This window comes from Luoshenia tenuis, from assembly GCF_014384745.1.
Lineage (GTDB): Bacteria > Bacillota > Clostridia > Christensenellales.
In genome coordinates, this window is record NZ_JACRSO010000004.1 from 122,976 (window position 1) to 134,582 (window position 11,607).

Annotated in this window: 7 protein-coding genes and 1 tRNA gene; 1 reads left to right on the forward strand and 7 read right to left on the reverse strand. The window is 58.9% G+C overall.

The window, feature by feature from the left end; all coding sequences use genetic code 11:
• Positions 1 to 1,343: 1,343 nt before the first annotated feature.
• The 5 genes from H8699_RS09905 to H8699_RS09925 all read right to left on the reverse strand — a co-directional run bounded on the left by H8699_RS09905 (position 1,344) and on the right by H8699_RS09925 (position 8,621).
• Positions 1,344 to 2,267: a LysR family transcriptional regulator gene (locus tag H8699_RS09905; RefSeq protein ID WP_249285558.1), complete on the reverse strand. Its 924-nt coding sequence runs from the start codon at positions 2,265 to 2,267 to the stop codon at positions 1,344 to 1,346.
• Positions 2,268 to 2,554: 287 nt separating this feature from the next.
• Complete coding sequence (locus H8699_RS09910) at positions 2,555 to 5,092, reverse strand: response regulator (RefSeq protein WP_249285559.1); 2,538 nt, start codon at positions 5,090 to 5,092, stop codon at positions 2,555 to 2,557.
• The gene (locus H8699_RS09915; protein WP_249285560.1) at positions 5,089 to 5,457 is read right to left on the reverse strand and encodes an Hpt domain-containing protein; all 369 of its coding nucleotides are present in this window, start codon (positions 5,455 to 5,457) and stop codon (positions 5,089 to 5,091) included. The genes H8699_RS09910 and H8699_RS09915 overlap by 4 nt, the downstream gene beginning before the upstream one ends.
• On the reverse strand, positions 5,454 to 7,574 hold the full coding sequence (locus tag H8699_RS09920; protein ID WP_330605228.1) for a bifunctional diguanylate cyclase/phosphohydrolase: 2,121 nt from the start codon (positions 7,572 to 7,574) through the stop codon (positions 5,454 to 5,456). The genes H8699_RS09915 and H8699_RS09920 overlap by 4 nt, the downstream gene beginning before the upstream one ends.
• A 282-nt stretch (positions 7,575 to 7,856) precedes the next feature.
• A complete protein-coding gene (locus tag H8699_RS09925) occupies positions 7,857 to 8,621 on the reverse strand; it encodes a hypothetical protein (RefSeq protein ID WP_249285562.1) in 765 nt (254 codons plus the stop codon).
• A 357-nt stretch (positions 8,622 to 8,978) separates the two neighbouring features.
• Between H8699_RS09925 and H8699_RS09930 the strand changes: the two genes are divergently transcribed.
• A complete protein-coding gene (locus tag H8699_RS09930; protein WP_456237271.1) occupies positions 8,979 to 10,244 on the forward strand; it encodes a collagen-like protein in 1,266 nt (421 codons plus the stop codon).
• 261 nt (positions 10,245 to 10,505) lie between these two features.
• Here the strand turns inward: H8699_RS09930 and H8699_RS09935 are convergent.
• Both H8699_RS09935 and H8699_RS09940 read right to left on the reverse strand, forming a co-directional pair.
• A tRNA-Ala gene (locus H8699_RS09935) sits at positions 10,506 to 10,581 on the reverse strand.
• Positions 10,582 to 11,329: 748 nt separating this feature from the next.
• Positions 11,330 to 11,602 (reverse strand): metal-sensing transcriptional repressor, encoded by a 273-nt coding sequence (locus H8699_RS09940; protein WP_249285563.1) that lies wholly within the window; start codon positions 11,600 to 11,602, stop codon positions 11,330 to 11,332.
• Positions 11,603 to 11,607 lie beyond the last annotated feature (5 nt).

The following is an 11,607-nucleotide window of genomic DNA, read 5'->3' on the forward strand; positions in this document are numbered from 1 at the left end:
CACTTGCATATAAAGGTATGGGTTTTCGTTCAGTAGACTCTCTCCCTCCGGCGCACCCTTTGGGCGCGCCACCTCCCTCGTCAGAGGGAGGCGAGAGATATGGATATCGAGCAGTGAAACATAAGCGAAGCGACTGGAAAATATATCTACTTATCTGCATCGGAGAGTTTGAAAAACCTCCGTCCCCTCCACGGAGTGGCCGTTTGGGGGGATTAGGGATTGTTAAGGGGGTAAAGGGGGAAATCGGAATCCCCCTTCCCCCTTAACATATAAAACACGTTCCTTAACTTTTCTCCCTGTTTCGCATGAAGCCTTGGTTCTCTACTGAACGAAAACCCATACTAATTCGTTCACTTTCTGTAAGGTAAGGACGAACGCCGTAAGGCGTGAAGCCCACCCCCCAGCGAACCGAGAGATGCCTGGCATTGCCGTTGTTGGAGCGAGTTCATACGCCACTCTCGCTCCCGCCACTCTGCCAACTGCGCCCCTCGCCGTCCCGGCTTTCCTCTCTCCCCTTGCCTCCCTCTTTGAGGGAGGTGGCAGGCCCTGCCTGCCGGAGGGAGTTTCTCTGAACCAGGGCTCGCGCCCCTCGTTCCGCTCCTTGCTCTCGCCATTGCCTCCGCTTCCCTCGCCCGCCAGCAGCTTTACCTCTTTGTCATTCAGCGTAAGGCTTTCGCCCTCCCATCCGCTCCTTGCTCTCGCCATTGCCCCTGCTTCCCTCGCCCGCCAGCGGCTTTCCTCTCTCCCCTCGCCTCCCTCTTTGAGGGAGGTGGCAGGCTATGCCTGCCGGAGGGAGTTTCTCTGAACCAGGGCTTTCGCCCCCCTCGTCCGCTCCTTGCTCCCAGCACTTCCTACTACTTCGCCCGCCAACAGCTTTTTATCCTTCCCTATTCCACTTATGGGCTTGCGCCCCCCTCGTTCCGCTCCTTGCTCTCGCCATTGCCTCCGCTTCCCTCGCCCACCAGCAGCTTTACCTCTTTGTCATTCAGCGTGAGGCTCGCGCCCTCCCATCCGCTCATTGCTCCCAGCACTTCCTACTACTTCGCCCGCCAGCGGCTTTTTATCCTTCCCTATTCCACTTATGGGCTTGCGCCCCTCATTCCGCTCCTTGCTCTCGCCATTGCCTCCGCTTCCCTCGCCCGCCAGCAGCTTTACCTCTTTGTCATTCAGCGTAAGGCTTGCGCCCCCTCTATCCGCTCCTTACTCTCGCCATTGCCTCCGCTTCCCTCGCCCGCCAGCGGCTTTACCTCTTTGTCATTCCGAGCGTGAGCGAGGAATCTCCTTACGCCCTGTTGGCCTCGCCTGCACCGCGCAGCGCAGATCAAGCGCCTGTCCCTCTCTCCCTACCGCAGCGCGCGCACCCCCGCCTGCAGCAGGGCGATCAGCCGCCGCCCCTCCGGGGGCAGGCTCTCCCGCCGGGGGTAGATCACCACGTCCTTGTTCACCCCCGCGTCCGTGCAGCGCACCTGCACCAGGCCGTGGCGGCTCAGCTCCTCCGGGGGCACCGGGCTGGCCCACAGGTAGGCCCCCGGCACGGTGCGCAGCAGGTCAAACTGGCTGCCCCGGTCGTAAATATAGATGCGCTTTTGCACCTGCTGCACCCGCTGCAGGTTCTCCAGCCGCTCGGGCGGCAGCGCCGGCACCTGAAAATCCCCGTGGACCAGCTGGGGGTATTTCCCCAGCATCAGGTAGGGGATGTTGTGCAGCAGCGAGAGCGGGTGGTCCTTGTGCATCACCAGCCCCATCCGGAAGGACCACAGGTGCTCGTGCTGCAGGTGGTGCTCGGCCAACAGTCCTAAAAAGTGTTCCTCATAGATGTCCTGATAGCGCAGCACCCCCAGCGCGCTGCGCCCGCCCGCCACATCCTCGATCACTTCCATGGAGTGGGTCTCCTTGTACTGCACCTCCAGCGCCTCGTCCCCGGCGGCGTACTCGGCCATGAACCGGGCAAAGGCGGTGGCGATGTAGGTGGCCCGGGGCGCGGATACCTCCAGGCGCTTTTCCCCCTCCTCCCGCGGCGCGTACAGGGATTGCAGCGCGTCCATTTTATCTAATATCTCCCGTGCGTGGCGCAGAAACTGCAGCCCCTCGCCGGTGGGCTCCACCCCCCGGGCGTTGCGCCGGAACAGGCTGATGCCCAGCTCCCCCTCCAGCTCTTTGATGGCCTTGGACAGGTTGGGCTGGCCCATGTACAGGTTCTTTGCGGCCTGGGAGATGCTCTGGGTCCGGGCTACCTCCGCCACGTAGCGCAGCTGCTGAATGTTCACGCGCATCCCTCCTTGATTTTGCAGGACGCCCCTTGCCTTGAGCGCCCCCTCTTTTACCCCCATTATACACGACCCGGGCCAAATTTGCAGGCGCGCGCCGTTGCTCAAGCGGCACGCCCATCCCGCCGCTTCATGGGGACATCGGCTCTCTTCCCCGCCGGTACGCAAAAAAGGCGCCGCACACCCTTTATCCCGGGCGCGCGGCGCGTCTATTTCACAGTGTTCCATCCTCCAACCCTGGCATAGCATGCTTCATGCCAAAGCCCGGCCAGCTGCGCCCCAGCATGTTATTGGATGAATTTCTTCAAAAGCCCCAGCACCTCATCGATGTCGATGGGCTTTGCAATATGGGCGTTCATCCCGTACTGCATGCATTTTTGGATGTCCTCTACAAAAGCGTCGGCCGTCATGGCGATGATGGGGATACCGGCGTCCGGGCGCTCAAGGCTTCTAATGGCCTGCGCAGCTTCGTATCCGTTCATTTCCGGCATGCGGATATCCATCAGTATGGCGTCATACCGCCCCACTGGAGCGCCGGCAAACTTGTCTACGCAGATTTTCCCGTTCTCTGCCCATTCCAGTTCCAGGCCCACATCCTCTAACAGATCCTGGGCGATCTCCCAGTTAAGCTCGTTGTCCTCTGCCACCAGTATGCGCCGGCCCGCCAGCTCTATCGGCGCTTCACCCTCGGGCGCCTGTTCATCGGGCAGATTCGCATAGGCCTTCAACCCATAATAAAGGGTGGACCTGAACAGCGGCTTGGAGATAAACCCGCTTATGCCCGCCGCCCGCGCCTCCTGCTCGATCTCGCTCCAGTCGTAGGCCGAAATCAGCAGGATCGGGATATCCTCGTTCAGCTGGCGGCGGATCTCCCGCGCCGTATCTATGCCGTCCATGCCCGGCAGCTTCCAGTCCAGCAGGATGATATCGTAGTCCTGGCGCGCCTCATGGCGCGCGCACACCAGTTCCACCGCGCTCTCCCCATCCAACGTCCAATCCGCCCGCACGCCGATGGATTGCAATGACGCCGCGGCGCTCTGGCACATCTGCTGGTCGTCGTCTACCACCAGCATGTGCCATTCGGGCAGGATCATCTCCTCTTCCCGCTCGGCGCTCTTTTGCAGGTCCAGCGTAACGTGGAATTCCGTTCCCACGCCCGGCTGGCTCTCCACTTCGATGCTGCCCTTCATCGCGTCCACGATATATTTGGTTATCGCCATGCCCAGGCCGCTTCCCTCGGTCCTCTTGATCCGGTCGTTATCCTCCCGCACAAAGACCTCATAGAGCTTTTCCTGAAATTCCTTGGTCATGCCGATGCCGTTGTCTTTTACCCGCAGGTGTACGCGGATATGGTCCTCTCCAACGGGAGAGGACTCCTCGTACATCGATACATGGATCGTACCGCCCTCGGGCGTGAACTTGATCGCGTTGGACAGCAGGTTGAGCATCACCTGGTTGAGCCGCACGCCGTCCGCGCATACCGTCTCGGCGGTAATATCGTAGATGGAGATATCAAACTGCTGTTTTTTTGCATGCACCTGGGGCTGTACAATGCTGACGATGCCCTCCATCATCTCCCGCAGGGAGAGGCGGTCCATGCTCAGCGTCATCTTTCCGCTCTCGATCTTGGACATGTCCAGCACATCGTTGATCAGGCCCAGCAGGTGCCGGCTGGATAAGGTTATCTTCTTCAGGCAGTTGCGCACCTTCTGGGTATCGTCTATATTGGCCGTGGCGATGGCGGTCATCCCCACAATGGCGTTCATAGGCGTCCGTATATCATGGCTCATGTTGGAGAGGAACTCGCTTTTGGATCTGCTGGCCTGTTCGGCAAGATGCCTGGCGTCCTCCAGCTCCTTTAGCTGCATCCGGTTTAGCTGCATATAGCGCATAAATATCAGCAAAAGCGCCAGCAAAATGACCGCGCAGCTGCCGATCGTCGCCAGCAGCCACTGGCTGCTCATCTGTTCTACCTGCCCATTTAGCGGGCCATAGGGCATCACCGTTATCAGGTACCACTCCGAATAGGGTAAAACGGTGCATTGCAGCTGCCTTTTATCTCCTTGCTTTGCAAGGAACACCGCCGAGTAGTCCTCACCATTACGCATGGCGCTGGCGAGCTCCTCCACATACTGCTCCGCATCTTTGCCATCCAGCCGCTGATACTCCGAGCGGATGCGCTCAAAATAGCTTTCCCGATACGCGTCGTAGCTCCGTATCACAAAGCTGCCGTCCCGGCGTATCACAAAGGAGTAGATCAGCATATCCTCGCTGTACAGGTTCAGCGCATCGCTGATATTGTCAACCGGTACGGCTGCGATAAGGGAGATATGCCCCAGCTTTTCCGCCACACTGTCCCGAAGGGGCACGCCGATCAAAACCTTCTTGTTACCCGACGCGTCCGCGCCCGTTGATATCCTCTTATCCCCCCGCTCTAACGATGCTAAAAACGGTTCCGGATCCAGCGAAGCAAACAGTTCGCCATATATCTTTTCCATCTTTCCCTCTGCCGAGCAAAAGGCCAGGGCCTCAAATCCCTGTGTCTGCCCAGTGGCAGCCAGCGTCTGGTATATTTGCGCTTCATCCATATCCGGCGTGATCGACTCGTCGATCTGCTCGACCGCTTCCATGTAGTTATCAAAGATCAGGCCGAACTGTTTGATGATCTGCCTGTTCATCCCGGACATATAGATTCCGCTTACAGCTTCGATCGTTTCCTCCTGCTTATGGTTCATATAAATCAGCAGAGAGGAGAAAACGCCGATGCACAACAGCGCGCTGGCGAGCAGGCTGATGATCAAAAAGTGGGATATCTTGTTTCTCATCTCGCTTGTGATCCTCCCTCTTCCAGCTTGCCGATGGCGGCTATCGTGCTGGCATAATCTTCCTGCACGCGCTTAAACAGGGCGCCGTCCTCAGGCGCCGTCCCTGCGCGCAGCGCCTCTGTCAGCCTGCTGGCGGATTGGTACAGCCGGCCAAGGCCCAGGTTCTGGCATAGCCCTTTAATGGTATGCGCCGCGCGAAACGCCTCGTCATATTGCCGGCTCTCCATCGCTTGGCATAAATGCGCATAGCTTGGGTCCTCCGGAAACCGGAGCAGAAATTTTCTGATCCGCTCTTCTTTACGCAAATGGGCCAGCACGTCGGCGTAGTCTCCGCCCACCGCTAAGTAACACTGTTCCAATGTCATTGTACGCCTCCCCCTCTCAAATCTGGCGCCTTGTTATCCTGCCCGTCAATGGGCGAAATGGCGGAAAGCGTGTTGCGCATGGTTGCATCGTAATAGCAGTAGCGCCCCTTCCCGGCTTTTTTGGCGCTGTAAAGGGCCTGGTCAGCCGCCTGAAACAATCTGTCATAATCATAACCCACCGTGGCGGTCTGGGCAGCCCCCATGCTGATGGAGATCTTAAACCCGTGGTACGATCCTGTCAGCATATTAAATATCCGGCTGATGATGGCATCCAGGTCCGTATCCTCCGTATATTTGAGAAAGACCAAAAACTCGTCTCCGCCCGCCCGCGCTATGATATCGCTGCCGCGCACAGCCTGGCGCAGCAGCTGTGCCACGTGCTGAAGCATACGGTCCCCAAACAGATGGCCGTTGGTGTCGTTGGCGCGCTTAAACTCGTCCAGATCAAGCAATGCCAGCACAAATTCAGCGTTTTGGTTTTTCGCCAGCCGCTCTTTAATATACCTTTCGGCATAGTATCTGTTTAGAAGGTCTGTCATCATGTCGTAGGAGGCCTGTTTTTCCAGTTCCATCAGCCGCATCAGCGATTCGTGTATATCCACCGCCTTGCCTATAGCCCCTACATATTTGGGGGGCGTGCCCTCCTCCCAGATCGATCTGGCCACGATCTGGTACCACCTGGGCTGGCCGTCATGGTGCAGCTCACATTCATAGCGTACCACCGGGGCCTCCGGCGTGGTGGAACGTATCGCTTTGCTGATGGTATCCAGCTTATCCGCCCCGCCGATCTGCCGGATGGCCTGGTCATGCTTTTGGTCGGCAATGATCTTTTCAAGCCCCAGCTTACGCGCACCCCAATCCGATAAAGTCAGCATCTCCGGCGCCAGCGTATATTCAAATTGGATCTCCCCGCTCATATCGGCGTAGAAATTCGCCTTCATCCGCTCATGGTTCAGCTGCCGTAAGGATCGGTCCGAAATGCTTACATCCTTGTTGCGCAGCGCCTCCTGCATCGTCTTCCACAGCTCATGCTGGTTTTGGGCCGATTCACTCTTTTTGATCGTCTCCTCCAGCCCGTCATCCATCTCCCTGAGGCATTCCATCAGCAGGGGGTTGAAGGTGCCGCATTGCCCTTCCAGGATCATATTGACCGCCGTTTCATGGCTGTACGCTTTTTTATAGCACCGCTCGCTGGTCAGCGCGTCATACACATCGGCCAGGGCCACCACCTGCGCGGCGATCGGGATATCGTCTCCCGCCAATCCATCCGGGTACCCGCGGCCATCATAGCGCTCATGGTGCCAGCGGCAGATCTGGTAGGCTACCTTTAAAAGCGGTTCGTCCGTATAGATCGGCAGATTATCCAACATCTTGGCGCCAAGCAGCGTATGGGTCTTGATGATCTCAAACTCCTCATCGGTCAGCCGCGCCGGTTTGTTCAGTATGCGTTCATCTACGGCGATCTTTCCAATATCGTGCAGCGCGGATGCCATTACGATCAGCGAGATATCCGCCGGCGAGAGGTGGTACCGCTGCGTCTTGCCCGCCAGGTGCTTCAAAAAAAGCTCGGTCAAAACATGGATGCGCAAAATATGCTGCCCGCTTTCTTCGTTGCGGAATTCCACTACGTGGCTGAGTATTTCGATCATCAGGTTGCTGACGCGCTCTTTTTCCCATATCTCCTCCGCCACCAATTCGATGAGCTTTTTCTGGTTGGTATAAAGCAATATCGTATTGACGACCCGCCGGCGGACGATGCGCTCGTCAAAGGGCCGCAAAATAAAGTCCACCACGCCCTTGTCGTAAGCCCGCTGCATCTGTATAACGTCGCTTTCCGCAGAGATCATGATGACCGGGATGCTGTCCATCCAGTGTTCCTGTTCCATCACATCCAGTACTTCAAAGCCATCCATTTCGGGCATGACCATATCCAGCAGCACCAGCGAGATCTCCCCGGATCGTTTTTGCAGGATGGAAACTGCCTCTACGCCATTTTCCGCCTCGATGATCTCATAATCGGCCTCCAGCATATCCGCCAGTATGGCGCGATTCATCTGAGCATCGTCAACGATCAGTATCCTTTCTTTCCTTTCTTCAGCGTTAAAGATGAAGACCACTTCCTTGTCAACAGTTCTTTTGCCGTTTCATGCGTCCGTCCGGGCCTGCCGTCCGGCTTCGGGCGCAACCTTCGCGTCATAGATCAGAGTTCCCCGTCACATTTACTCCGATATGTGATTTTATTATAACAATTATAGCAACAAAAGTGAATGAAAAATGCAGAATTTATAGCAAAAAAGCAATATTTATACAATATAAATCCCTGTGCCAAATTTGCAGGCGCGCCCTTCGGGCATAAAAAAAGGGCCGGAGCCTTCCGCCCCAGCCCTGCTCGTCTGGCGCTATACCAGCACCGTCAGGTAATACTCAGTCACGTCCATCGTACCCAGGCTGGTATTGTATGCAAGGTAATAAAACTTATATTCGCCCGATTCTTGGGGCAGGGTGTTGTACGCATCCAGCGTGGCGTTGTAGATCATAAACCGGTCGTAATGCCCGGTCTCAAAGATGCCCGCATAGCTGTAAGGCAAAAGGCCGACCTGCTCGGTCTTGATGTCGGTAGTCCACCGCTCATCCTCCAGCACCGCCCCGCCCAGTCGGTCCACCTCCGCCTGCTCTTCAAAGATCACGTGGCTGTCCCGCAGCACGTTTACCTTATCATTGGTAGAAAACCGCGTGCCAAAATCCCGGGTGGTGATCCGGCCCTGTTCGGGCATTTCCACGCCCACCGCCTGCCCCACCTGGGCCACGTAACCATAATCATACGTTCCGCTGGGCCCGAAAAACAGGCTGGGTAGCCCCATTCCGCCGATGTAAAGGGCGACGATCGCCCCGGCCACGATATTCTTCGTGCACCGGTAGCCCTTTTTACGGTATACGATGCCCAGCACGATGGAGGCCAGCGGGATGGGCAGCACAAACAGCATCGCCCACATGTAATCGGCCCCCGCCTGCATCATGGGCGAGATGGAGACTACCAGCGCAACCCCCAGAAATATGCTGATCAGCGTCAACACAAACAGCCAGCGCAGCATGCTGTTGATCCGGAACTCCCGCTTGAGCTTGATTTGCAATGCGTTTAGTTCCTTCTTTTCGCGCCTGAACAAATTGAATCCGCCTTTCCGCCGCACCGGGCGCATTTTGCGGGGCGTTCCCCGCCCTTTTATCCTACCACAGGCCCACGCCGGCCGCCACTCCCCTGCGCGTGAGAGGGGGCGGTATGGGGCCATCTTCCCCTTCTATCGCTTCATTTTTATTCATCATCTCCGCTACCCCTCAAACGCCTTCCTCTTTCTTTTTCCGTGCCGGCCCTTCTCCCGGCAAAGGGGCGGTAACACGTCATGCCCGCTCCGGGAATATAATAGTGTAAAATCATCATTAAGGTTGGGATCTTCATGTACTGCTCCTATCCATCCTGCAATAGAAACTGCGCAAACTGCCCCTGCCCGTGCTGCCCCATGTGGATGGGCCCTACTGGCCCCACCGGCGCTACGGGTCCTGCGGGTATCGGCCTGCCTGGCCCCACGGGGCCCACGGGTTCCACCGGTCTGCCTGGCCCTACTGGCCCTACCGGGCCTGCGGGAGCTGCCGGACGCACCGGTGACGAGGGACATATCGGCGAAACCGGCCCCACCGGGCCCACTGGTTCTACCGGTCTGCCCGGCCCTACCGGTGCTACCGGACCTGCGGGTAGCGGCCTGCCTGGCCCCACGGGGCCCACGGGTTCCACCGGTCTGCCCGGCCCTACTGGCTCCGCCGGTCTGCCCGGCCCTACTGGGCCCACTGGCTCCACCGGTCTGCCCGGCCCTACCGACCCCACCGGGCCCGCAGGTGCTGCCGGACGCACCGGCGACGAGGGACATATCGGCGAAACCGGCGCTACCGGGCCTACTGGCCCTACTGGCGCTGCGGGTCTGTCCGGCCCTACTGGCCCCACCGGCCCTACCGGCGCTGCGGGTCTGTCCGGCCCCACCGGCCCTACCGGACCCACCGGTGCTACCGGGCCTACGGGCTCCACCGGTCTGCCCGGGCCTACTGGCCCTACCGGCGCTACCGGCGCTGCGGGTCTGTCCGGCCCTACTGGGCCTACTGGCTCCACCGGTCTGCCCGGCCCTACTGGCTCCACCGGTGCTACCGGGCCTACCGGTGCTACCGGGCCTACCGGCCCTGCCGGCGCTGCGGGTCTGTCCGGCCCCACTGGCGCTACTGGCTCCACCGGTCTGTCCGGGCCGACTGGCCCTACCGGCCCTACCGGCGCTGCGGGTCTGTCCGGCCCTACTGGGCCCACCGGTGCTACCGGGCCTACCGGCCCTGCTGCCGCCCTGCCCGACGATGTTTTCGCGTCCTTTTATAATCCGCAAACCCCGCTTACCGTGGGAGATCAAATATCCCTGCTCCCTTCCGTCACAGACCCGACCGGGCAGATCGCCCTCACCAGCACCACGCAGATCGCCCTGGCCGCGGGGTATTACCTGGTTTCCTACAAGGTATCCGCCCTCTTCCAGTCCCCCAACTACATGCAGATCACGCCTTATTATAATAACGCGCCGCATCTGGAGGCGGGCATCTACTTTGCCACCACCGCCAATGGCTCCAGCGCCACCGGCTCGGCCCATTTTATCCTGTACGCGCCCACCAGCACCACCTTTTCCCTGACCTATTCCGGCTCAGCCAACGCCACCGACGGCGAGGTCAACCTCACCTTTTTAAAGCTGCGCAGACCCCTGTAAACCCATAGCGGCCTCAGGCTCCCGCCAATGATTTTACGCATACCCCAAAAGTCCGCGCCGCATACGCCTTTTTCACACTTTGGATATTGAGGACAACGGCTCCGGCGGTTATCCGTCGGCGAATATTGAGCGGCTGTGAAAAGCAATAGAAGAAATAGATTAGGCTACAAATAGGCTATGTATATGCAGGTGGCTTCCCGAAGTGAAGAAAAGAAAACACCCGCAATCGCTGTATTTTCAGACGATTGCGGGTGTTTCCTTTGGTGGAGATAAGCGGGATCGAACCGCTGACCTCTTGAATGCCATTCAAGCGCTCTCCCAGCTGAGCTATACCCCCACGGGCAGGCCGTTTGTTGGCTGCTCCGTTATTATAGCGCAGCTACCCATTTCTGGTCAAGCCCTTTTTACAATTTTTTCGCTGATTTTTGCCGTCCCGGGCTATAGCCCTTTTTTCCGCTCCGGGCCCTTCGCTGCAGCCCCAGCCCCTCCGCCCGCCATGGGCTTTACTCGCTCCCTCATTCCACGCTGGGCTTCCGCCCTTGTAACCGCTCTAGGCTACCCGCGTCCCCGCGCGCCTTCGCCTCGCCATCCGCATTACTTCACCGTCATTCCAAGCTGGGCTTTCGCCCTTCTTTCCGCTCCGGGCCCTTCGCTGCAGCCCCAGCCCCTCCGCCCGCCCTAGGCCTTACTCATTCTCTGTCATTCCGAGCTGGGCTATCTCCCTTGCAACCGCTCTAGGCTACCCGCGTCCCCGCGTGCCTTCGCCTCGCCATCCGCATTACTTCACCGTCATTCCGAGCCATGCGAGGAATCTCCTGACGCACTCTTGGCCAATCCTGCACCACACCGTCGCGGAAAAGTCCTTGCCTCCCTCTGGCGAGGGAGGTGGCAGGCGCAGCCTGCCGGAGGGAGAGACCTCGAGGCTGGGCTTTCGCCCTTTTTTCCGCTCCGGGCCCTTCGCTGCAGTCCCAGCCCCTCCGCCCGCCATGGGCTTTACTCATCCTCCGTCACTCCAAGCAGGGCTTTCGCCCTTCTTTCCGCTCAACCTTTCGCTTCAAACCCAGCACCTTTCCCCGCCCCTCGGGCTACTTGCTCATCTTATCCAGCAAGCCGACGATCTCCTCCACCTTCACCTCGGCCTGAACCTCGTCCTGCCCGGCCAGGGCCTGCCGCACACAGTGGCCCATATGCGCGCGCAAGATCTCCTTATTGGCCTTGCGCAGCACCGATTCCGCCGCCAGTATCTGGTTGCAGATGTCGATGCAGTACCGGTCCTGGGCCACCATCTTTTCGATCCCGTCGATCTGCCCGCGCGCCGTGCGCAGCAGCCGCAGGATCATCTCCTGGTCCGCCATCATACGCC